21 protein-coding genes and 1 other RNA gene are annotated in these 22716 nt (G+C 64.6%); 8 read left to right on the top strand and 14 right to left on the bottom strand.

Annotation, left to right across the window (positions count from 1 at the left end):
- Positions 1–267 precede the first annotated feature (267 nt).
- The 3 genes from ABQZ00_RS05240 to gpmA form a co-directional block, all read right to left on the bottom strand.
- Positions 268–2370 (bottom strand): M13 family metallopeptidase, encoded by a 2103-nt coding sequence (locus tag ABQZ00_RS05240; protein ID WP_323539343.1) that lies wholly within the window; start codon positions 2368–2370, stop codon positions 268–270.
- Between the two features lie 269 nt (positions 2371–2639).
- Complete coding sequence (locus ABQZ00_RS05235) at positions 2640–2957, bottom strand: hypothetical protein (RefSeq protein ID WP_055849784.1); 318 nt, start codon at positions 2955–2957, stop codon at positions 2640–2642.
- Positions 2958–3094: 137 nt separating this feature from the next.
- Positions 3095–3844 (bottom strand): 2,3-diphosphoglycerate-dependent phosphoglycerate mutase, encoded by a 750-nt coding sequence (gpmA, locus tag ABQZ00_RS05230; protein WP_055849782.1) that lies wholly within the window; start codon positions 3842–3844, stop codon positions 3095–3097.
- Between the two features lie 103 nt (positions 3845–3947).
- Between gpmA and nfi the strand changes: the two genes are divergently transcribed.
- From nfi to ABQZ00_RS05215, 3 genes are all read left to right on the top strand, one after another.
- Positions 3948–4655 (top strand): deoxyribonuclease V, encoded by a 708-nt coding sequence (gene nfi, locus ABQZ00_RS05225; RefSeq protein ID WP_323518525.1) that lies wholly within the window; start codon positions 3948–3950, stop codon positions 4653–4655.
- Positions 4656–4807: 152 nt separating this feature from the next.
- Positions 4808–5698 (top strand): pirin family protein, encoded by an 891-nt coding sequence (locus ABQZ00_RS05220; RefSeq protein WP_115513446.1) that lies wholly within the window; start codon positions 4808–4810, stop codon positions 5696–5698.
- Positions 5699–5948: 250 nt separating this feature from the next.
- A complete protein-coding gene (locus ABQZ00_RS05215) occupies positions 5949–6410 on the top strand; it encodes a hypothetical protein (protein WP_055849779.1) in 462 nt (153 codons plus the stop codon).
- Between the two features lie 146 nt (positions 6411–6556).
- Here the strand turns inward: ABQZ00_RS05215 and ABQZ00_RS05210 are convergent, their stop codons facing one another.
- Positions 6557–6982: an OsmC family protein gene (locus ABQZ00_RS05210; protein WP_323539344.1), complete on the bottom strand. Its 426-nt coding sequence runs from the start codon at positions 6980–6982 to the stop codon at positions 6557–6559.
- 33 nt (positions 6983–7015) lie between these two features.
- A complete protein-coding gene (locus ABQZ00_RS05205; RefSeq protein WP_323539345.1) occupies positions 7016–7873 on the bottom strand; it encodes a pirin family protein in 858 nt (285 codons plus the stop codon).
- A gap of 233 nt (positions 7874–8106) precedes the next feature.
- On the opposite strand from ABQZ00_RS05205, the gene ABQZ00_RS05200 reads away from it, so the two are divergent.
- Positions 8107–10179, top strand: coding sequence for a carbon starvation CstA family protein (locus tag ABQZ00_RS05200; RefSeq protein ID WP_055849774.1), 2073 nt, complete (start codon positions 8107–8109; stop codon positions 10177–10179).
- Positions 10179–10403: a YbdD/YjiX family protein gene (locus tag ABQZ00_RS05195; protein ID WP_005926176.1), complete on the top strand. Its 225-nt coding sequence runs from the start codon at positions 10179–10181 to the stop codon at positions 10401–10403. The genes ABQZ00_RS05200 and ABQZ00_RS05195 overlap by 1 nt, the downstream gene beginning before the upstream one ends.
- Before the next feature lie 718 nt (positions 10404–11121).
- Here the strand turns inward: ABQZ00_RS05195 and ABQZ00_RS05190 are convergent.
- On the bottom strand, positions 11122–11826 hold the full coding sequence (locus ABQZ00_RS05190; protein ID WP_323539394.1) for an HAD family hydrolase: 705 nt from the start codon (positions 11824–11826) through the stop codon (positions 11122–11124).
- A 190-nt stretch (positions 11827–12016) separates the two neighbouring features.
- Here ABQZ00_RS05190 and ABQZ00_RS05185 point away from each other — a divergent pair, with 190 nt between their 5' ends.
- Positions 12017–12826: an ankyrin repeat domain-containing protein gene (locus tag ABQZ00_RS05185; RefSeq protein WP_082473493.1), complete on the top strand. Its 810-nt coding sequence runs from the start codon at positions 12017–12019 to the stop codon at positions 12824–12826.
- A 36-nt stretch (positions 12827–12862) separates the two neighbouring features.
- Positions 12863–14059, top strand: a complete 1197-nt coding sequence (locus ABQZ00_RS05180; protein WP_323539346.1) for a Tle-like phospholipase domain-containing protein — start codon at positions 12863–12865, stop codon at positions 14057–14059.
- 167 nt (positions 14060–14226) lie between these two features.
- On the opposite strand, the gene ABQZ00_RS05175 is transcribed toward ABQZ00_RS05180, so the two are convergent.
- Together ABQZ00_RS05175 and ABQZ00_RS05170 are read right to left on the bottom strand one after the other, a co-directional pair.
- Positions 14227–15477: a DUF819 family protein gene (locus ABQZ00_RS05175; protein ID WP_323539347.1), complete on the bottom strand. Its 1251-nt coding sequence runs from the start codon at positions 15475–15477 to the stop codon at positions 14227–14229.
- Between the two features lie 358 nt (positions 15478–15835).
- Positions 15836–16051 (bottom strand): hypothetical protein, encoded by a 216-nt coding sequence (locus tag ABQZ00_RS05170; protein ID WP_055849765.1) that lies wholly within the window; start codon positions 16049–16051, stop codon positions 15836–15838.
- A 230-nt stretch (positions 16052–16281) separates the two neighbouring features.
- Here ABQZ00_RS05170 and ABQZ00_RS05165 point away from each other — a divergent pair, with 230 nt between their 5' ends.
- Entirely contained in the window at positions 16282–16509 is a 228-nt protein-coding gene (locus ABQZ00_RS05165; protein WP_055849762.1) for a hypothetical protein, read from the top strand.
- 63 nt (positions 16510–16572) lie between these two features.
- On the opposite strand, the gene ABQZ00_RS05160 is transcribed toward ABQZ00_RS05165, so the two are convergent.
- From ABQZ00_RS05160 to paoA, 6 genes are all read right to left on the bottom strand, one after another.
- On the bottom strand, positions 16573–17181 hold the full coding sequence (locus ABQZ00_RS05160; RefSeq protein WP_323539348.1) for a nucleotidyltransferase family protein: 609 nt from the start codon (positions 17179–17181) through the stop codon (positions 16573–16575).
- Between the two features lie 512 nt (positions 17182–17693).
- Positions 17694–17769, bottom strand: a non-coding RNA gene (locus tag ABQZ00_RS05155) — sX9 sRNA.
- A 59-nt stretch (positions 17770–17828) separates the two neighbouring features.
- Positions 17829–18842 carry an XdhC family protein gene (locus tag ABQZ00_RS05150; RefSeq protein WP_323539349.1) on the bottom strand — a complete coding sequence of 338 codons (1014 nt, stop codon included), beginning with the start codon at positions 18840–18842 and terminating at the stop codon, positions 17829–17831.
- Entirely contained in the window at positions 18839–21046 is a 2208-nt protein-coding gene (gene paoC / locus ABQZ00_RS05145) for an aldehyde oxidoreductase molybdenum-binding subunit PaoC (protein ID WP_323539350.1), read from the bottom strand. The genes ABQZ00_RS05150 and paoC overlap by 4 nt, the downstream gene beginning before the upstream one ends.
- Position 21047: 1 nt before the next feature.
- Positions 21048–21998 (bottom strand): FAD binding domain-containing protein, encoded by a 951-nt coding sequence (locus tag ABQZ00_RS05140; protein WP_115554228.1) that lies wholly within the window; start codon positions 21996–21998, stop codon positions 21048–21050.
- Positions 21995–22636: an aldehyde dehydrogenase iron-sulfur subunit PaoA gene (paoA, locus tag ABQZ00_RS05135; RefSeq protein ID WP_503064239.1), complete on the bottom strand. Its 642-nt coding sequence runs from the start codon at positions 22634–22636 to the stop codon at positions 21995–21997. The genes ABQZ00_RS05140 and paoA overlap by 4 nt, the downstream gene beginning before the upstream one ends.
- Positions 22637–22716 lie beyond the last annotated feature (80 nt).

The raw sequence follows: 22716 nt of genomic DNA, 5'->3' as shown, positions 1-22716 counted from the left end.
CTGCACAGCGAGCTGCGTGTGCAGAGGCTGCCACGCAAGCGAGCTCAACAACCCTGCAAAACAAGCGGTTTTGCGTTGGCGGCCATCGCTGCGACTGCTGCCAGGCCACCTCTGCGCCGACGAGCAAGCACCGATTCCGCCGACGTATTCTGTGGCCCACCTTGACGGCTGACGTCGGCACGGCAAACAAGCGGCCGCTTGACCACTGCCGCGATCAGGTAACGATTGCGCCCATACAGGCGGGCGCAATCGTTCAAACACCTGCGTTTACCAGATCGCCACGCGATCCTTGTCCGCACGCACCATCGCATCGCCGGGTTTGCACTGAAACGCCTGCGCAAACGCCGGCATGTTCGACGGCGCGCCATTGGCGCGGAAATTCGCCGGTGCATGCGGGTCGGTGTTCAAGCGCACACGCAGTTCGCCATCGGTGAAGTTGCGACGCCACACCGTTGCCCAGTTCATGAAAAAGCGCTGATCCTGGGTATGGCCATCGACGTCCTTGTTGGCTTCCGGCTGCGCCTTCAGCGCCATCTGCAATGCATCGTAGGCGACGGTCAGGCCGCCCAGGTCGCCGATGTTTTCACCAAGCGTCAGCTTGCCTTTGACGTGCTCACCGGGAATCGCTTCATAGCCATCGAACTGCGCCACCAACTGATCGGTGCGCTGGGTAAACAGCTTGCGGTCCGCGTCGGTCCACCAGGTGTCGAAGTTACCCTTGGCATCGAACTGGCTGCCCGAGTCGTCGTAGCCATGCATCATCTCGTGGCCGATCACCGCGCCGATGCCGCCGTAATTGAGCGCCGGGTCGGCCTTGGGATCGAAGAACGGCGGCTGCAGGATCGCCGCCGGGAACACGATCTCGTTGCGGGTGGCGTTGTAGTACGCGTTGACCGTCTGCGGGGTCATATGCCACTCGCGCTTGTCGACCGGCTTGCCGATCTTGTCCAGCATGTAGCGATAGTTGAATGCCTGCGCAGCCTGCATGTTGGCCAGGAACCCATCGCCGCGCGTCTCCAGGCCCGACCAATCGCGCCATTGATCCGGATAGCCGATCTTGGGCGTGAAGCTGGCCCACTTTTCCAGCGCGCGTTGCTTGGTGTCTGCGCTCATCCAGTCGAGCTTTTCCAGCCGTGCCTTCAAGGCGGCCGACAGGTTCTGCACCAGCTGCTGCATCTGCTCCTTGGATTCGGCGGGGAATGCGGACTGCACATACAGCTGGCCCAGCGCCTCGCCCATCGCTTCGTTGACCGCATTCAAGGTGCGCTTCCAGCGTGGCAGCATGTCCTGCTGGCCACGCAGCGTTTTCGAATAGAAATCGAAGTTGGCCTGCTCGAACGGCTTGGCCAGATACGGCGCCGCCTCGTCGATGCTGTGGAAACGCAGGTACGCCTTCCAGGTCTCTACCGGTGTGTCTGCAAACATCGCATCGAGCTCGGCGAAGTAGCCCGGCTGGCTCAGCGAGAAGGTGCCGGCCGGCACCTTGAGCGCCTTGAAGAACGCCTGCCAGTCGAAGTGCGGCGTCACTGCGTTGGCACCAGCCACGTCGACCGGGTTGTAGCGCTTGGCCGGGTCGCGCAACTCGATGCGCGACAGCGATGCAGCGGCGAGGCGAGTCTCGAACGCCATCACCGCCTTGGCCTGCGTGGCCGCCTGTGCGGCGGGAATGCCGGACAACTCCAGCACGCGCGCGATGTAGGCCACGTACTGCTCGCGGATCTTGGCCTGCGCCGGATTGGTGTAATAGCCCTTCTCGGGCAGGCCCAGACCGCCCTGCCCTGCGTAGGCGATCATCTGTTCGGAATTTTTGTAGTCGGCATTGGCACCGAACGAGAACATGAAGCCCTGGCCCTGCGCGTAGCTGTCGCGCAGCCACGCCGCGATGGCAGGCGCATCGGTCAGCGCATCGATAGCCTTCAATTGCGGCTGCAACGGCGTGATACCGGCCTTATCGATGGCGGCCTCGTCCGAGCCGGTCCGCCACAGGTCGGCGATCTTGGCATCCACCGAGCCAGCCGACAGATTGCCGCGCGCCAACTGCTCCACCAGTGCGTGCTGGATGGTCAACGAGCGCTCGGCGAGCACTTCGAAGCTGCCCCAGCTGCTGCGATCGGACGGCACCGGATTGGCCTTGAGCCACTTCGCGTTGACGAACCCGTTGAGGTCCTGGCACGCGTTGATGGCCGGATCCAGATCATTGATGCCGAACGCCACGATCGGCGCGTCGAGTTTGGAGACATCCACACGCGCCGGCGCGGTCCGGTTGGTCTCCGGCGCTGCCTTGGCGGTGTCCTCGGAGGCACCACAGGCCGACAGCGTGACCGCAATGGCCACCGCAAGCGACAGCGGTGCGAACTTGCTCAACTTCATTCAATTCTCCAAGGCATGACCGCGCATGCGCGGTCGAAAAAAGTCGGCAGCCTGCCAGGAATCGCTGGCGAAAGGCGGCGCATCAAACGGCGCTCGCATCATCGTCAGTGACTCCGTAACCGGCCGCACCAGATCACTGCAGCGGCACCGCAACGCCCTAACGTCCGCTGCCGCGCCTGATCGAAAGTCATTGCAACCACACACTGCGTGCGCGTCCGTCACCGACGCCGCAACACGCTGCTTCAAGCATCAAGCGCCATCGCATGCAGTCAACGCCGCGCGTAGAACGGCGCCATCAACAGGTACACCGGATACGCCAACAGCATCAGCACCAGCGCTACCTCATGCCCGGATGCCGCATCGGCCCACGCCTCCATCTGCGGCGATGGCCCGAACAACCCGAACGCCAGCAACACCACACCAATCACACAGATCAGCAGCGCCACCAGCAAGGCGTTGCTGGAGACGCTACCAGCGGCCAACGTCCCGAATGCGGCGCTGGCGCCTGCCAGCAATATCCCCACCGTGACCAGATAGGCGCGGCAGTAGGTGGCGCTCATTTGCTGGTGCTTACGTCTGGCGGACATCCTGTCGTCCCTGCATACGTGATGCGCCGGGCGCTGATCCACGCAGCACCCGGCGTACCGGATCGAATCACCGCAGCGCGCTAGCCGCGCTGTGGACACTACACGCCGCGCATGCATGCGCGGCATTGGCAACAGGCCTACTTCGCCTTGCCCTGATTGGCCACCGCTTCGGCAGCGCGCTTGGCCGCTTCCGGGTCGCCCAGGTAACGGAAACTCTGCACCTGCAGCTCGTCGTCCAACTCGAACAGCAACGGAATGCCGGTGGGGATGTTGAGCTCCAGGATCTGCTCGTTGGAGACAGCGTTGAGGTACTTGTACAGCGCGCGCAGCGAGTTGCCGTGCGCGGTCACCAGCACGGTCTGCCCGGCCTTCAACTGCGGCGCGATCGCGTCGTGCCAGTACGGCAACACGCGCACCAGCGTGGTCGCCAGCGACTCGGTACCCGGCAATGCATTGCGATCCAGCGTGGCGTAGCGACGGTCGTGGCACGGGTGCCCCGGATCGTTGACGTCCATTGCCGGCGGCGGGATGTCATACGAGCGGCGCCAGATCTTGACCTGCTCTTCGCCGTGCTTGGCCGCGGTTTCGGCCTTGTCCAGCCCCTGCAGGCCGCCGTAATGGCGCTCGTTGAGGCGCCAGCTCTTGGACACCGGCAGCCAGTCCTGATCGAGCTCCTTCAACGCGCCCTGCAGCGTGTGGATGGCGCGCTTGAGCACCGAGGTGTGGGCGACATCGAACTGCAGCCCTTCGTCCTTCATCAGCTTGCCGGCCGTCGTGGCTTCCTGGCGGCCCTGCTCGGTGAGTTCCACATCCACCCAGCCGGTGAAACGGTTGTCCAGGTTCCATTGGCTCTGGCCATGGCGCAGCAGTACGAGTTTGCGGGTCACTACGGTTCTCCGATTGGGGGCCGATCAACCTGCGATTGTAGCGGCAGCCAGCGCATCGCTGGCGTGCACGACCCGCCCACGTGCGGCGCGCGATGCTGCGGCCATGTCGAACATCGCTCCCGTATTCGCCGATTGGGACGGCAGCGCCGCACAGGCGCGACAGTTGCAGCAGCAACTGGCACACCGTGTGGTGTTGCAGGACGAGGTCGTCGCAACGCCGCAGCTGTTGGCCGGCTTCGATGTCGGCTTTGAAGACGACGGGCAGACCACGCGTGCCGCGGCCGTGCTGCTGGATGCGCAGACCTTGCTTCCGTTGGAAACGCATGTGGCGCGCGTGCCCACCTCGATGCCGTATGTGCCTGGCCTGCTCAGCTTCCGCGAATTGCCGGCATTACTGCAGGCGCTGGCACTGCTGTCGCGCACGCCGGATCTGGTGTTCGTCGATGGTCAGGGCATCGCGCATCCGCGCAAGCTCGGCATTGCCGCGCACTTCGGCGTGGTGACCGGCTTGCCGAGCATCGGTGTGGCCAAGCAGCGGCTGGCCGGCAGCTTCGTCGACCCCGGCCCGGAGCGCGGCGCGCATAGCCGCATCCTGCTCGGCGGCCTGCAGATCGGCTGGGCATTGCGCAGCAAGCCGCGCTGCAATCCGTTGATCGTCTCGCCCGGGCATCGCGTCTCGATGCAAGGCGCGCTCGACTGGACCCTGCGCACGCTGCGCGGCTATCGCCTGCCCGAACCCACGCGCCTGGCCGATCGGCTGGCATCGCGGCGTGGCGAGATCGATCTGCCTGTACAGGCGAGCCTGCTGTAACACCGATCCAGCGCGCCAGCGCCGTGCGGTCGACCTCGCCACCGCTGCACTAGCGCGGCGGCGCACGCAGAACATTCCGTCTTGATCGACAGCACTGCGATGCCGTCGCGTGCATGCGAAGCTTTGGCTCCCATTCGTCACGAGCCACCGCCATGACCACTCTGATCGCCCCACGCGTCCACGACATCGGCGGGCTGCAAGTGCGTCGCGCCGTGCCCACCTTGCAGGCGCGCAGCGTGGGCCCGTTCGTGTTCGTCGACCATATGGGCCCGGCGGTGCTGGAGCCGGACCATGGCATCGACGTGCGCCCGCATCCGCATATCGGCCTGGCCACCGTGACCTTCCTGTGGGCGGGCGAGATCGGCCACCGCGACACGCTCGGCTCCGATCAGGTGATCCGCCCCGGCGACGTCAACTGGATGACCGCCGGCCGCGGTATCGCCCACTCCGAACGCACGCCCGGCCCCGAGCGCGCGCGCGAACATGCACTGCATGGCATGCAGACCTGGATCGCGCTACCGCGCTCGGCCGAAGAGACCGCACCGGCCTTCCACCACCATGCCGCCGCCAGCCTGCCGCAGCAGCGCCGCGATGGCGTGTGGCTACGAGTGATCGCCGGCCGCGCCTATGGCGAAGAATCGCCGGTGCAGGTGTTCAGCGGCACTCTCAATGTGGCGCTGGATCTGGCCGCGGATGCCGAAATCGACCTGGACACCGGCCACGCCGAGCGCGCGTTGTACATCCTGGAAGGCGAGGCGCAACTGGATGGTGCCGACGTGCCGGCGCGCCACCTGATCGTGCCCTCGCCTGGCGCGCGTGGGCGCCTGCGCGCCAAGACCCCGCTCAAGGCCATGCTGCTCGGCGGCGAGCCGCTGGATGGCCCGCGTCATCTGTGGTGGAACTTCGTGTCCAGCTCCAAGGAGCGCATCGAACAGGCCAAGGACGACTGGCAGGCCGGGCGCTTCGGCAGCATTCCCGGCGACGACAAGGAATTCATTCCGCTGCCCGAAACGCCGGCACCCAACCCGGTCAATTACCCCTGAAACCATGCGCGAATTTGGTGTGGCGAACACAACCGCACCAGGTCTCGCAACGGAGGTGCCCCGCTACACAAGCGATGCCAGGCAGGGATGCGACCCATCTTGAGCACGCCCACAAAACTGTGATAGTGATATCTCCGTAGTCGGAGCACGTCGCGTGGACTGCACGCTCGAGCGGGGAGCTTGAGACGGTGCAGCGGCACGAAAAGACGACGTCGCCCCGCATTGTCATCCATCGCCGGGGAACACTTGAATGAAGTCCGCATCCTGCCTGTTCGGCCTGTCATTGCTGTTGGCCGCTGCAACCGCCCACGCCCAAACCTCACCGGTCTGCCCGCCCTTGCCGCCCGCATCGGGACTGCAGTGGAACGAGCTGGCCGGTGCCGACTATTTGGTCTGCAAGGCGGTCACCGCCGACGGCCGCCAGGTGGTTGGCGTGATGCTCACCACCCGCGACCCGGCCATGACCCTGGCCCGCGACCGCCGTGCCGAAAAAGGCCAGCTCCAGCAGGAAGACTTCTACTGGTACAAGCTCGATCTGGGCGGCCGCGAGATTCCGGGCATGGAATCGCGCCGCGTCACCGTGGTGGAGCTGGGCAAGAAGCGCTACGCACAACTGTGGATTGACGGTGCCAGCACCGAAGAACTTGCCTCGATGCAATCGCTGGTGCAGGCGATGGATCTGCAGCCGGCCAGTCTTGCATTGCAGCGCTGAGGCGACGCGGGTTGCTGCGTGGCGTGATGCCGCGCTTACATCGCGCATTGGCTGCGCGGCAGGTTTAGCGCCTGCCGTGCTGATGCCCTGTGACTACAGGCCGCAGGTCACCGCCTCCAGACGAGATGCGGTGACGCTCGACACACTCAGGCCGCGGGGTTGCCAACAGCTTCCGCCGCCTGCAGCCGACTGGAAATACGTACCTCGCCAGTCAAGAGCCGATGGATCGGACATTTGTCCGCCACTTCCATCAAACGCGCGCGTTGCGCGTCATCCAGTGCGCCTTCGAGCACGATCTCACGGCTGATGTCGGTGCCTGCTGCACCGCGTTGGGTGTAATGCAGATGCACGTGCACCGCCGTCAGCGGCCACTGTTTGCGTGCCGCCACCATCGACACCGTGATTGCGGTGCACGCACCCAACGCACCGAGCACTTGCGACTCCGGATCCGGCCCGGCATCGGTGCCGCCGTTTGCCTGTTGGGTATCGCCCACCCAACGGTGTTGCCCATCGTGGATGGTGACGGTGTACGGCACCGCTTCGGTACTGACATGGACGGGGCGATCACTCATGACGCTCTCCTGCGCTGTAGGACGTGGACACGGTTAGAACCGCCCTTCCTGGAAATCGACGAATGCCTGCATCAATTCCTGCTTGCTGTTCATCACGAACGGGCCATGCCGCATCACTGGCTCGTTGAGCGGGCGGCCCGCCACCAGGATCAGCTGTGCGCCCTGCGCACCAGCGCGCAACGTCAACCGCTCGCCACCGCCCAGCACTGCCAGTTCCTGTGCAGGCAGCGTGCGCGAAGCATCGCCTTCGCCCACTACAACCTCGCCTTCAAACGCATACGCAAACGCGTTGTGACCGCCGGGCAGCAGGTAATCCCACACCGCATCCGGTGCCAGGGCGATATCCAGATACACCGGGCTGGTCGCAGGTTGCACGATCGGGCCGATCACCTCGCCCACCGTGCCGGCAATCACCTTGACCGTCACGCCTGGCGCCGGCTGCGCCACCGGGATGTGGTCGGGCGCGTATTCCTGGTACTTGGGCTCGATCATCTTGTCGCGCGCAGGCAGGTTCACCCATAGCTGAAAGCCGCGCATACGCCCGGATTCCTGCTCCGGCATTTCCGAATGGATCAGCCCGCGACCAGCGGTCATCCACTGCACGCTGCCCGGTGTCAGCAGGCCTTCGTTGCCGTGGTTGTCCTTGTGCCGCATGCGCCCGTCGAGCATGTAGGTCACCGTCTCGAAGCCGCGATGCGGATGGCTTGGAAAACCGCCGATATAGTCCTCGGCCTTTTCGGTGCCGAACTCGTCGAGCATCAGAAAGGGGTCCAGATCCGGCAGCTGCTGGGTGCCGATGACGCGGGTCAGCTTGACGCCGGCGCCGTCGGAGGTCGGCATACCGCGGATGGTGCGCAGCACATGCGCCGCGGTCGTGGTGGTGGTGCTCATTGCGTTGTCCCTGTGCAGTGTGTCGGTGCGCCAATGATGGGTGCGCGTGCTGCAGCGCCCAACCACGACGGTTGCAACCGATCGTTCCAAACATCGGCCCCGTGCGGCGGGCGCTAGCGCACCGTGTGCCCGGACACTCTACGACCAAAGTTTTACCCCGCTACAGAACGCTGGCATTGACCGCAGCCGGGCACGGGGGGACCCTTGGGCGAATCGTTGCTGAAGGGGCATGCATGAAAGGGTTCTCGAAGCTGGCCTGGGGCGCGCTCGCGCTGCTGGCCGCGTTCTGTCTGGGTACCGTGGCGCTGCGGCGTGGCGAGCACATCAATGCGCTATGGATCGTGGTGGCGGCGGTGTCGATCTATCTGATCGCCTACCGGTTCTATAGCTTGTTCATCGCCGACAAGGTGATGCAGCTGGACATCACCCGCGCCACCCCGGCGGTGAGCAACAACGACGGCCTGGACTACGTGCCCACCAACAAGCACGTGCTGTTCGGCCACCACTTTGCCGCGATTGCCGGTGCCGGGCCACTGGTCGGCCCGGTGCTCGCCGCGCAGATGGGCTACCTGCCCGGCCTGCTGTGGCTGGTGGTCGGCGTGGTGTTTGCCGGCGCGGTGCAGGACTTTGTGGTGCTGTTTCTATCCAGTCGCCGCAACGGCCGCTCGCTGGGCGATCTGGTGCGCGAAGAGATGGGCCAGGTGCCCGGCACCATCGCCCTGTTCGGCGCCTTCCTGATCATGATCATCATCCTGGCGGTACTGGCGATGGTGGTGGTCAAGGCGCTGGCGGAAAGCCCGTGGGGCATGTTCACGGTGATCGCCACCATGCCGATCGCGCTGATGATGGGCGTGTACATGCGCTACATCCGCGTCGGCAAGATCGGCGAGATTTCGGTGGTCGGGCTGATCCTGTTGCTGGGCGCAATCTGGCTGGGCGGCAAGGTCGCCGCCGACCCGACCTGGGGGCCGGCCTTCACCTTCACCGCCAAGCAGATCACCTGGATGCTGATCGGCTACGGTTTCGTCGCCTCGGTGCTGCCGGTGTGGCTGCTGCTGGCACCGCGCGATTACCTGTCCACCTTCCTCAAGATCGGCACGATCCTGGCGCTGGCCATCGGCATCCTGGTGGTCATGCCCGATCTCAAGATGCCGGCCCTGACCCAGTTCGCCTCCACCGGCGACGGCCCGGTCTGGAAAGGCGGCATCTTCCCGTTCCTGTTCATCACCATCGCCTGCGGTGCGGTGTCCGGCTTCCATGCGTTGATCGCCTCCGGCACCACGCCCAAGCTGCTCGCCAACGAAGGCCACATGCGCTACATCGGCTACGGCGGCATGCTGATGGAATCGTTCGTGGCAGTGATGGCGCTGGTGGCCGCCTCGATCATCGAGCCCGGCATCTACTTCGCCATGAACAGCCCCGCCTCGCTGGTCGGTACCGACACCATTGCGGTTGCGGCCAAGGTGTCGGAGTGGGGCTTTGCGATCACCCCGGAGGTGCTGGAAGCCACCGCCAGGGACATCGGCGAGCACAGCATCCTGGCCCGCGCCGGCGGTGCGCCCACGTTGGCGGTAGGCATCGCGCAGATCCTGCACCAGCTATTGCCGGGCGAAGACACCATGGCGTTCTGGTACCACTTCGCCATCCTGTTCGAAGCCTTGTTCATCCTGACCGCGGTGGATGCCGGCACGCGGGCGGGCCGCTTCATGCTGCAGGACCTGCTGGGCAACTTCATCCCGGCGCTGAAGAAAACCGAATCGTGGACCGCCAACATCATCGCCACCGCTGGCTGCGTGGCGCTGTGGGGCTATCTGCTCTACACCGGCGTGATCGATCCGTTCGGCGGCATCCAGACGCTGTGGCCGTTGTTCGGCATCTCCAACCAGATGCTGGCGGGTATCGCGTTGATGCTCGGCACCGTGGTGCTGTTCAAGATGAAGCGCGACCGCTATGCGTGGGTCACCATCGTGCCGGCGCTGTGGCTGTTGCTGTGCACGACCTACGCCGGGCTGATCAAGATCTTCGACAGCAACCCGGCGCAGGGTTTCCTGGCACAGGCGCACAAGTACCAGGCCGCCATCGCCAGCAACACCATCACCGCACCGGCCAAGACCGTGCCGCAGATGCAGCAGATCGTCACCAATGCCTACGTCAATACCGGGCTGACCGTGCTGTTTCTGTTCGTGGTCGGCTCGATCCTGATCTATGCGGTCAAGACGATCGTGATTGCGCGCCGCAACCCGCAGCGCAGCGACCGCGAAACCCCGTACGTGGCCTTGCAGCCACATCAGATGGCGGATCTGTAATGGGCACCCAACTCGTTCTGGCCAGCCAATATCAGGTGCATCGCCGCATCTGGCGGCGGCTCATCCAAACCGCGCGCCTGTGCTGCGGCATTCCCGACTACGACAACTACGTGCGTCACATGCTGGAAAAACACCCCGACAAACCGGTGATGGATTACCCCGCGTTCTTCCGCGAGCGGCAGGACGCACGCTACGGCGGCAAGAGCGGGTTTCGCTGCTGCTGATCGGTTGATCGGTTGATCGACCGATGCAAATGCAACAGGGCGCGATGCGAATCGCGCCCTGTTTCGTTCGGGGCTTGCGCGTTACTGCAGGTCTTCTTCCGCCAAACATCGTGAAACTGCCGAGGGCGGAGCGGCTGATCTGCGACGTCGCTGCAGGGCGACTCTCGCCCACTGTCGGGGCACGCCTCAAGACAGGACGGCTGATCTGCGATATCACAAAAGGGCAACTGCTCGACTGCTCTTGCAGGACAGTCCATAAAGCAGAACGCTTAATCTGCAGTATCGCTCCAGGCCCCTGCCCGCTCACCATCGCGGGACACGCTGCAAGTACGTCCTTGTAAGCTCTTACGCGGCATCCATGCCGCGTAAGGTCCCGCGACGGTGAGCGGGCAAGGATCAGTCGAGATGCTCGGTGTGCAAGATGCAAGCAATGCATGAGGTGCTTCTCATTCGCTAACTCTCAATGGAGTTGCGACCCGCAGCAGCAAGCCAATGCAACCAGCGAGATGGCCCGCTTTTCACCTAGCGACCGACCAACTCTCTGGTGCGGTGTCCTCACCGATTGCGGGACCGTGTGGCGGCATGGATGCCGCCACCGAGCCCCCAGGGATGGGTTGACGGCGTGTCCCGCAAGCGGTGAGGGCATCGCACGCTCGACCAACTAGGCTTTCGATCCAAGCATTTGACCGCAGCCAAACGATGCTGCGACTCGACATCCTCAACCAGCGCGCTTTTGCGCGAGCCGCTCGAACAACGCGGGCAAATCGCGCATATCGTCGAACACCTCCAGCACGCCGATCCGTCGCAAGGTGTCGCCATGCCCTTGCGGAATGTGGCCGGCACCGGTAAACCCCAGCACCTGCATGCCTGCCGCCAGCGCAGCGGTCGCGCCGGTGGGGCTGTCTTCGATCACCAGGCACCGCTCCGGCGCCACACCGGCCGTGCGGGCGGCCAGCAGATACACGTCCGGTGCCGGCTTGGGTCGCTCCACCATGTCGGCACTGAAGACTCGCCCTGCTGCACGCGCTGTGAGCCCGGCCCGCTCCACCGATGCGATCACGTTGTGGCGGCGGCTGTTGGAGGCCACTGCCAGCGGCAGCGGAATCTGCTCCAGCGCCTCGCGCACGCCGGGAATCGGCTGCACCTCGGCGCTGATCAAGGCCTCGCTGCGTGCCTGGATCTGCGCCAGCAAGGTCTCGGGCAACTGCAGCGCAAAGTGCTCTTCCACCCGCCGCAACACCTCGCGTGTGGTCTGCCCGAAGGTGGTTTCCAGTAGATGTTCCAACGGTTCTGCCGGCACAAACGCCGCCAGCGCCTCGCGCATCACCCGGTCGGCCAGTATTTCGCTGTCGACAAGAACCCCATCGCAGTCACTGATCAGTAGCTCGTACGCCATTGCACCCATCTGCTCGCAAAGCGCCATTATGCCGGCCGGGTCGTGACCGTCGGCTGTGGCGCGCTGCATCTGCAGGTGACCAACACGCCCATACGTTCGCACCACACCGGCCGTCATCAAGCAGACCCGACCGCCCAACCATCCTCCGCGGCATGTCACGAAATCTTACCGCTTGCGATTTTTACAGCTGGTAGGATCGGCCCCGCTGCGGCCGGACTTGCCGCAGCGCCACCAGGAATGCGATCAGGAGAAGGAGATTTCGATGCAGACGCGATTCCCCACCCTGCTCGTTCTTGCGACCTCGTTTTTCGCGGTCTCATGCACCGCCTCGCCGGGTGCCAAGGAGCAAACCACCATGTCAGCTACGCTGCAGGACCACACCGTCGCTTTCCGCGACCCCGGTCTGACCGACATCGCCAACGCCATCGCGCACGGCGACGTTGCGCGGATCAAAACACTCGCCCCCACCGTCGATCTGGCCGCACATGGCGATCAGAACGTGACCTTGCTGGAATGGGCGATCTGGAACGAACAACCACGCGCATTGGACGCCCTGCTCGACGCAGGCGCGGACCCATCGGTGCCGGGCATGGACCAGGAAACGGTCGTGCACATGGCCGCCATGGCGCAGGACCCGGAGTATCTGAAGATTCTGCTGCAGCACAAGGCGCCGATCGATGTGGTCAGCGCGCGTGCCGGCTGGACTCCGCTGTTTCGCGCCGTACAGAGCAAGCGCGATGCGCAGATCGGCCTGTTGCTCGATGCGGGTGCCGACGTAAAGCGTGTCGACCACACCGGTAACAGCCTGCTGCATCTGGCAGCACAGAGCGGCGCCGCTAGCCCTGCAGTGCTGCAATTGCTCAAGGCCGGCGTAGACCCCACGGTGCGCAATGCACAGCAGAAAACCTTCCAGGCGTATTTCTTCACCACGCCGGATCGGCTGCTCAATGCCACCGGACAACAGGTCAGATCGGATGTGCGCGCGTGGTTGAGCGCCCACAACATTCCCGTGGAAAGCAGCCGCTAAGCGCGCTTTCCATACGACGCACGCAAGGAGCCGCGCATGCCCCCGTCAGAGTCCACATCATCCACTGCCGCATCCACTCCGTTCGCAGAGTCGATGCGCGGACAACAACCGCAGCCGCAGGACCGGCAGTTTCCGGAGCTGCTGCAAGATCTCTACGCCACTGCCAATCAACGCCGCGAAGGTGGCGCTGAAACCTTTGCGCCGCTGGCCAACGGCTGGTCGCGCATGGACGACAGCGCGCTTCAGCAGGCCGGTATCGATCCGGCACTGCTGCACGACGCCAAAAGCGGCTTCGATGCCGCGTTTTATCGCAACGATCAAGGCCAGGTGGTGCTCGGTTTTTGCGGCACCGACGAAGGCAAGGACTGGAAGCACAATATCGGCCAGGGCTTGGGCTTCGACGATGCACAATATGCATCGGCCATCCAGCTCGGCAGCCAGGCCAAGCAGGCGTTCGGCGACCAGGTGGTGATCTCCGGTCACTCGTTGGGCGGTGGCCTGGCGTCGGCGTCGGCCATGATCAACGACATTCCCGCAGTGACGTACAACGCCGCCGGCGTCAACGACCGCACCCTTGAACGCCAGGGCCTGGACGCGTCGGCAGCCAAGCAGTACGCCAGCGAGGAGCTGATTCGCGGCTACCACGTCAAGAACGAAATCCTCACCCACTTGCAGGAAGACAGCATTCCGCTGAAGTGGACCATGCCCAACGCGGCCGGTCATCAGATCGAATTGCCGGAGCCGGACCCGCTGTCGTTCGGGCAACGCCTGGTGCCCGGCATGATGCTCAAGCATCGTCTGGACCTGCACGGGATGGACTCGGTGATCAAGGCGCAGGACATGCAATCGCCCGATCAGGCACGCGGCGCGTCGCTACAGCCGGGCAGCCAGTTGTTCAACGACGCCGTGGTGCAACTGGACAGCCAACGCGAGCGGCTGGGGTTGCACGATGACACGGCGTTTATCAACACCGCCGCCAGCGTGGCCGCGCGTGCAGGCAACGACGGCCTGCAGCGGATCAATCATCTGGTGCCCAACCGCGATGGCGACAGCCTGATTGCGGTGCAAGGCCGCATGGACGACCCGGCGCATCTGCGCAGCCATGTGCAGACCGCGTCCGCTGCCAATGAGCCGGCGCAAGGCAATGTCAATCAGCTGCAGCAGCAGAACCAGCAGCACACCCATCAGCCTGCCCAGCAGCAGGAAGAGCAGCGCCGCGTGATCCAGCAATAACGCACGCGGCAACCCGTGCCGCACGCCGTCTTCGTCAGGTAGACGCGTGCGGTGCGGGAAGGTCGAGCAAGTGACAATCTCGTTGTTGCAGTAACCCGACCGGAGCGGTCATGGCGCTGTTCCAAGCGGCAGCTCCATGACGCCGGCCCGCACGGCGTAACGCGGCACTAGCCTGCGCCGGCCATCGCCCGCAAGGTGATGCCGACCAGATACGCCAGATAGGTGCCGGTGGCGTAGCCCATCGTGCCCAGCAACACGCCCACCGGGGCCAACGCCGGGTGGAACGCCGCAGCGACGACCGGCGCGGACGCCGGGCCGCCGATGTTGGACTGCGAGCCAATCGCAAAATAGAAGAACGGCACCCGCAACCAGCGGCCCAGCGCCCACAGCAAGGCGATGTGCACGGCGATCCAGATCAGCCCGAGCAGGAACAGCCATGGCCGATCCAGCAGCGCCAGCAGGTCCATCTGCATGCCAATGCAGGCAATCAGGAAATAAAGCAGCAGCGAGCCGATCTTGGACGCGCCCGCGCCTTCCAGGGTCCGTGCACGGGTGAAGCTCAGCAGCAATCCCAAGCTGGTCGCCAGCACCACCACCCACACGAACGGCGCATCCAGACTGAACTGGCCGGCCCAGCTCAGGTGCGCCTTGCACCAGGCCGCCAACGGGCTTGCGAGCGCATGGGCAAGGCCGACGCCGCCGAATGCCACTGCCACGATCACCATCAGGTCGGCCAGGCTGGGGATGCGCGCATGTTCGGCCTGGAAGCGCGCCATGCGCTCCTGCAAGGCGTCCAGCGCACGGGTGTCTGCACCGCTGCGCTCATCGATCTTGCGCGCGCGTCCGGCCAGGAAGATCAGCGCCGCCATCCACACGTAGCCGACGCCCACATCGACCACGGCAAACTGCCCGAACGTGGTCGCATCGACATTGAACACTTCGCGCATCGCCAGCATGTTGGCGCCGCCGCCGATCCAGCTGCCGGCCAATGCCGCCATGCCCGCCCAGGTGTCGCCCGCGACGGTGGCCGGGTGCAGCCATTGCATGACCCAGAAGGCGACCACCGCGCCCAGCATGATGCTCGCCGATGCGCCCAGATACATGGCGACCAGCTTGGGTCCCAGCCCAAGGATCGCGCGCAGATCGATACTCAGGGTGAGCAGGATCAATGCGGCCGGCAATAGCACGTCGCGCGCGATGGGGTTGTACAAGCGCGTGTTGGCGCCGTCGATCAACCCGACGGTGTTGTAGATGCCGGGCAACAGATAGCACAGCAACAAGGCCGGTACCACGGCATAGAAGCGCCGCCACGGGCCTTGCTCGCGCGATGAAGTCCAGAACACCGCACCCAGAGTGGCGGCGATCAGGCCGAAGACGACGATATCGTTTTGAATCAATGCAGACGCAGGCGCATTCACCGCAGGCGGTCATCCGGACAGAGGGCCGCCAACGCGGATCGAACCAGGAGCGGCCGATGACAGCGAATCTAGCCGACCGCGTCGGTGGCGCAAACCCCACCAACGCATCCGACAACGGCCGTGGGAGGCGATCGAGACCGGTCCATGCGCAACCGCGCTGCCTGGCTAGGCCGGGACGACCTGGCGATGTTGCACGCTCGGTCGAGCACGACACTCGTCATGACGCTCCGGCCTCAGGCCGCAAGACGGCAGCCACTAAACTCAGCACAGCGTCGCCAGCATGCGGCTCCATCCACACCGATCAGGCAGCCCCTGCCGGCCTGGCCCTGGCAATCGACGCTGGACGCAAGACCAACCCTCAGCCGTAGCGCCGCACCACGCGTTCGCCGTCGGCGGTATCCAGCACCACGCCACTGGGCTGACCGGTGGTCAGGCAGTGCAATTTGGCCATGAGTTCGGCATTTTCCAGCGCGCCCTGCTCGCGTAGGTAGCGCAACGGCGACCATTCCGGACGGGTCACCCACCAACCACCTTGTTCGGGATGAATGCGTACGACGTAGCGGGACTGGTCCATGTGGCCTCCGGCCGGTGGGTACTTCGGTCAAGCGCAGGTGCGAGCGCGCCGAACAGGCGCATCACGCGAGGGATTGGGGCAAGCCATGCCGATTCGTAAGCCAACAGACCCTTACTCAAGGGGCCGCGGGAGAGTGGCCGGTGGCCCCGCGTTTGGCATAGCCAGCATGCGGTTTTACGCATTTCCCGACTGTCGGGCGGACACTGGCATCCGGGTAAGAAAATTCTTACGTGACACAGTTCACGTCGAGCGCTACATTCGGCTGCAAGGGTGAAGAAATCTTCACAAGCGGCCGTCACAAGAGCGCAGACGGCTTGCAGGGGATCACGGCGCGCTCGGACGAGACCTTGGGGAGGGTTGGCATGTATCTGCTCAGAAAGTTCCAGTTTCCGGTCAAGACCGCGATGGTGGTGGGCTACGTTCTGGTCGTCAGGGAAGCCTTGGTGCTCTGGTCCTGATCGGCGTCGGCGATTTGCCTAATAGGCTGTCCGGGATCGCTGGCCGATACCCGTCATCGCGTCTCAATCTTGGTCCACCCACCCACGTTGTTGCGCTGCCGCCAGATCGGCAGGCGTATCCACATCCAGCGCCAGCGCCGGTGCGCTGACGCAGCCCAGCGTCTGGACATCCAGGCTGGCAAAGAGCGCGCGTAAGCCGTTATCGCCCTGCAGCGCAACATCCGCCCAGGCAGTGTGCGTCACCACCGCGGGGATACCGCGCACGCCGGCGTAGCCGCTGGTGGCGCACCCCGACGCGGCACGGTCGGCTTCGTCCAGCAAGCCACGCAAGTGCGGCGCCTCCAGTGCCGGTTGGTCGCACCCCAGAATCAGGCTACGTCGCAACGTCGCATCGTCCTGCACATGCCGGCGCAGCGCTGCCAGGCTGGAGCCCATCCCGGCAGACCAGTCGGCGTGCCGCAGCACTTCCACGTCCAGCCCCTGCAGCACATCGGCCAGCCTGTCGGCATCGGCGCCGAGTACGACGACGCAGCGGCGTGGTGCGGTTTGCAGTGCGATACGTGCAGCACGACGCAGCAACGGTTCGCCGTCGCGCATCAGCAATTGTTTTGAGCGCCCGAGCCGGCTCCCCGCACCTGCGGCCAACACCAGTGCGGCGTGGTCGCTGCTCATCCGCAGGGCCTGGTCAGCGCGTGACAACTGCCGCATGTACCACCGTGACTGCGCGCAGGATGCAACCTGCGTGCATCGCCAAGCATTGCGTGCGGAAAGCCACAAATACATGGCGATTCGACAATGGGCATGTCGCAAAACACGGCGTCATCAGAGAAGAGATCAGGAGACATGGCGACGTCGTGCGTAATGGAGACCGCCTCAGCGTAGAGGCCGCGCTGTGCGTGCGGAGTGACTGCGCGACGCATCGACTGCGTGCAGCGCACGCGCCATGCGTCCATGCGTCCATGCGTCGCAGGCAGCAACGCGCGACAGCTGCATTAGCGAAATCTCAGCGACGTTATCGAGCTGACCGAAGCGCTATGCGTAGTGCAGATTCCTATGAATCGCGCGCACGCGCATGGCGTTTTCCAGAAGCATCGCTTGCACCAAGCACAACTGCTGGCGAAAACCAAAGGCGCACAAAGCGCGACGCAACAAACCAGACAGCAGACCCACAACGGCCTAAGAGCGGCTAAAAAAACAGAGCGAGCAGTCGTCAGGTGGGTGCGGACGGCGTAAAGAAACCGGAGTGTACAAGTGGTACATGCGGATTCCGAGCACCGGCGGCGCCCGCTAGCGGCTGCACAGTGGTTTTGTAAGCTGCTCTAAGCCGCAGCCGCAACGATCTGCAGATCCGCTACAGCCTGCGTCGCTTCGGCGATGATGCCCAGTGCGATGGTGTGCGGCGATGAGCGACCCATCCGCCAACCCGCAGGCAAGCGCAGACGCGCAAGCGCGGCATCGTCGTGCCCCAGCGCGCGCAATGCCTGCAGACGGGTGTCGCGCTTGTTCCGACTGCCCAGGATGCCGATGCATGCCGCATCGGATGCCAGACCGCGGCACGCGACCTGCAGATCGATCTCGCTGTCGTGCGCCAGGCTGTACAAGGCAGTGCCGGCATCCAGCTGCACATCGTGCAACGCATCGCGTAGCGCACGGCGATCGTAGTGTTCCGGCGCAAGACCGGGCGGCGGCTCGCTGGGGCCGTGCGGGCGCAGCACGCGCGTCTCGATGCCCATTTGATTGGCCAACGCCAGCAGCACCAGCAATGCCGGGTCCGCGCCGACCAGCACCAGCCGCAGTGGCGGGCGATGGACGCGCAGAAATTCGCCTGGACGCGCGTCATGCACAGTCGATAGGTAGCGCACGCTTCCGGTATTGCGATCCAGCGCCACATGAAACGCGCGGCGGTGGTGGCGGGCATTGCGCCAGCGCGCCAGGTATTCGGACAGATCCGGCACGGGCCAGAGCAGCACACCGATGCGACCGCCGCAGCTGAGCTGGATGTCCAGCACCTCGCTACCCTCGCCGTAGTCCAGCCACCGCGGCTGCCCGTCGCGCAACGTGGCCATGGCTTCATGCGCCACAGCCGCCTCGACGCAGCCGCCGGACACATAACCGGCAACCCGGCCATCGGCCCCGATCGCCATTTCGCTGCCCAGCGGGCGCGGCGAGGAGCCCTGCACATCCATCAATGTCGCAATCGCAACCCGCTGACCGGCGCGGTGCCACGCCGTCAGCACCGGCAGCAGATCGTCATGCAATGCGTAGCTCGGCCATGCCGGCCACGCCGGCTCGGCCGGCGCTGCATGCGTGGCCGGAGCGACGACCGCACTCACGCGCGCAACTGCTCGGGCAGGTGCGGCAGCAATTTTTCCAGCGTCACCGGGTAATCGCGCACGCGCACACCGGTGGCGTTGTAGACCGCGTTGGCAATCGCCGCCGCCACGCCGCAAATCCCCAACTCGCCCACGCCCTTGGCCTTCATCGGCGAAGACATCGGGTCGCTTTCTTCCAGGAACATCACCTCCTGGTGCGGGATATCCGCATGCACCGGCACTTCGTAACCGGCCAGGTCATGATTGACGAAGAAGCCGAAGCGCTTGTCCACCGCCAGCTCTTCCATCAATGCCGCGCCCGCGCCCATGGTCATGCCGCCGATCACCTGGCTGCGTGCCGATTTGGGATTGAGGATGCGTCCGGCCGCGCAGACCGCGAGCATGCGGCGGATGCGCACCTCGGCCGTGGTGATATCCACGCCCACTTCGACAAAGTGCGCACCGAAGGTCGACAACTGATGGGTTTTGGACAGGTCACCGAATTCGATCTTGTCCTCCACCACCAAGGCGCCGTTCGCCGCGGCATCGCCGAGCGGGATGCGCTTGCCGCCGGCACGCACGTGGCCGTCGGCAAACTCGGCCTTGGCCGGGTCCAGCCCCAGTTGACCGGCGATCGCTTCGCGCAGCTTGACCGATGCCGCGTACACGCCGGCGGTGGAACTGTTGGCGCCCCACTGTCCACCGGAACCGGACGATGCGGGGAAGCTCGAATCGCCCAGCCGCACGTCGACCCAGTTCAACGGCACACCGAGCATCTCGGCAGCGGTCTGCGCAATGATGGTGTAAGAGCCGGTACCGATGTCGGTCATGTCGGTTTCCACCACCACGCGGCCGCCTTGCTCCAGGCGCATGCGCGCCCCGGAAGTCATGGCGATGGCGTTGCGGAATGCAGCGGCCACGCCCATGCCGACCAGCCAACGTCCATCGCGGGTACTGCCAGGCGTGCGCTTGCGCTTGGACCAACCAAACTGCTTTGCCCCATCTTCCAGACACTTGACCAGCTGCCGCTGCGAAAACGGCCGCTGCGGATTTTCCGGGTCCACCTGGGTGTCGTTGACGATGCGGAATTTGACCGGGTCCATCTCCAGCTTCTCGGCCATTTCGTCCATCGCCACTTCCAGCGCCATCAACCCCGGCGCCTCGCCGGGCGCACGCATGGCGTTGCCCTCAGGAAGATCCATCACCGCCAGGCGCGTTGCGATCAGGCGGTTGGCTCCGGCATACAACAATTGCGTTTGCGAGGCAGCGATTTCCGGCGCACCGCCAGCGAGATCGCCCGACCAGCTTTCGTGTGCGATCGCGGTGATCTTGCCATCGCGCTCGGCACCGATGCGGATGCGCTGCACGGTGGCCGGGCGATGGGTGGTGTTGTTGGCGATCAGCGGGCGCGGCAGCATCACCTTGACCGGCCGTTTGACTTCGCGCGCAGCCAGCGCGGCCAGCACCGCATCGGCACGCAGAAACAGCTTGCTGCCAAAACCGCCACCGACGTACGGCGACATGATCCGCACGTTTTCGCGCGGAATGCCCAACGTCACCGCCAGGTCGCGCGCGCCCCAGTTGATCATCTGGTTGGATGTCCACACGCTGAGCTTGTCGCCGTCCCACATCGCAGTGGACGCGTGCGGCTCCATCATGGCGTGCGAGTGATCGGGCGTGGTGTATTCGGCATCCAGCTGCACCGGCGCTGCGGCGAAGGCACCATCGAAGTCGCCGACGGCGCTATTGGGTGCGCCGCCCTCCTTGGTGACCTTAGCGCCATCGCGCGCTTTTTTCAGATCGTATACGCCGACCTGGCGGCCGTAATCGACCTTGATCAACTGACCCGCTGCGCGTGCCTGCTCGAAGGTCTCTGCAACCACCACTGCAATCGCCTGGTGGTAGTGCTGAATCTCCGGGCCGCCCAGCAATTTGGCGGTATTGAGCTTGCCCTTGTGCAACTTGCCGGCGTTCTGCGCAGAGACGATCCCGAGCACGCCGGGCGCATTGCGTGCGGCGCTAAGGTCGATACTGCGGATCATGCCCTTGGCGATCCCCGCCCCCACGACATGGCCGTAGGCAACGCGGCCTGGCAGATCGTGATGTTCGTAGGCATACGGCGCTTGGCCGGTGGTCTTGAGCGGCCCGTCAATGCGATCGACGGGCTTGCCGACGACCTTGCCTTGATCGATGGGATTGGTACCGGCAGGAGTGTCGAATTTCATATCAAGCCCTCGCGTCGGCCAGGATCGCGGTCAACGTGCGTTCCACCAGCGGCACTTTGAATGCGTTGTGTTCGGTGGGCTGTGCGCCGTCCAGCAGCACAGAAGCGATGGCGCGTGCGCCCTGGCGCGACTGTGCTTCGGCAGCTTCGCTGCGCCACGGCTTGTGCGCCACGCCACCTACGCCGATGCGCGCGGTGCCGTCGCGCTGCACGACAGCGGCAACCGAGACCAACGCAAACGCGTAAGACGCACGGTCGCGCACCTTGCGATAGACATGCGTTCCGCCAAGCGGCTTGGGCAAGGTGACGGCGGTGATCAACTCGCCACGTTCCAGCGCGGTCTCCAGATGCGGCGTCGTACCTGGCGCGCGATAGAAGTCGGCCAACGGCAGCGCGCGCGTCTGTCCATCCGGGCGCACCGTTTCCACCGTGGCATCGAGCACACGCATGGCGATGGCCATGTCGCTGGGATGGGTGGCGATGCAGGCTTCGCTGGTGCCGATGACGGCCAGCTGACGGTTGAAGCCGCCGATCGCCGCGCAACCACTACCAGGCAGACGCTTGTTGCACGGTTGATTGGTGTCGTAAAAATACGGGCAACGCGTGCGCTGCAACAGATTGCCCGCCGTGGTCGCGCGATTGCGCAGCTGGCCGGACGCACCTGCCAGCAGCGCGCGCGACAGCACCGCGTAATCGCGACGAACACGCGCATCTGCCGCAAGGTCGGTATTGCGCACCAGCGCGCCGATGCGCAAACCGCCGTCCGGCGTTGCGTCGATGGTGTCCAGGCTTAAGCCATTGACGTCGATCAGATGCGATGGCGTTTCGATCTGCAACTTCATCAGATCGAGCAGATTGGTGCCGCCGGCGATGAACTTGGCGCCCGGCTGGCGCGCGGCTTTGGCCGCGGCATCTGCCGCCGAGGTAGCGCGCTCGTAACTGAAAGCCTTCATGCGCGCTCTCCGGCAACTTCGTTGATCGCTTCGACGATGTTGGAATACGCACCGCAGCGGCAGATATTGCCGCTCATGCGCTCCTGCAGTTCGGGCGTGGTGAGCCGGGTCCTGGCCGTCAGGTCCTCGGTCACATGGCTGGGAATGCCGCGTTTGACTTCATCCAGCACGGCCACTGCCGAACAGATCTGCCCCGGCGTGCAATAGCCGCATTGATAGCCATCGTGTTTGACGAAGGCCGCCTGCATCGGATGCAGTTTGTCAGGTGTGCCCAGGCCCTCGATGGTGGTGACCTTTGCGCCCTGATGCATCACCGCCAGCGACAGGCAGGAATTCATGCGCTGCCCGTCGACGATGACCGTACACGCGCCGCATTGGCCGTGATCGCAACCCTTTTTGGTGCCGGTCAACTGCAGGTGCTCGCGCAATGCGTCCAGCAAGGTGGTGCGATTATCCAGTGTCAGCGTCACGGGCTTGCCATTGACTTCAAAGGCAACCTGGCTGGATGCGTTGGCAGGCTCCACTGCTTGCCGTTGCGACACGGCAGTGGCCGCCATCGATTGGGTTGCGGCAACACCGGCTGCCGATGCCGTGCCAGCGATCAGTACTTCGCGACGGGTCATCTTGATGTTTCTCATGGCTGGCATCTCCAACAATGCTGGCTAATACAGTTCTTTATCAATGTGCAGGGCCGTCGGTCACAAGCGCGTGAGTGCGG

It is taken from the genome of Xanthomonas sp. WHRI 10204, from assembly GCF_040202875.1.
Classification (GTDB): Bacteria; Pseudomonadota; Gammaproteobacteria; order Xanthomonadales; family Xanthomonadaceae; genus Xanthomonas.
Note: the sequence above shows the minus strand (reverse complement) of the source record. Positions and strands in the feature narration are given on the sequence as shown.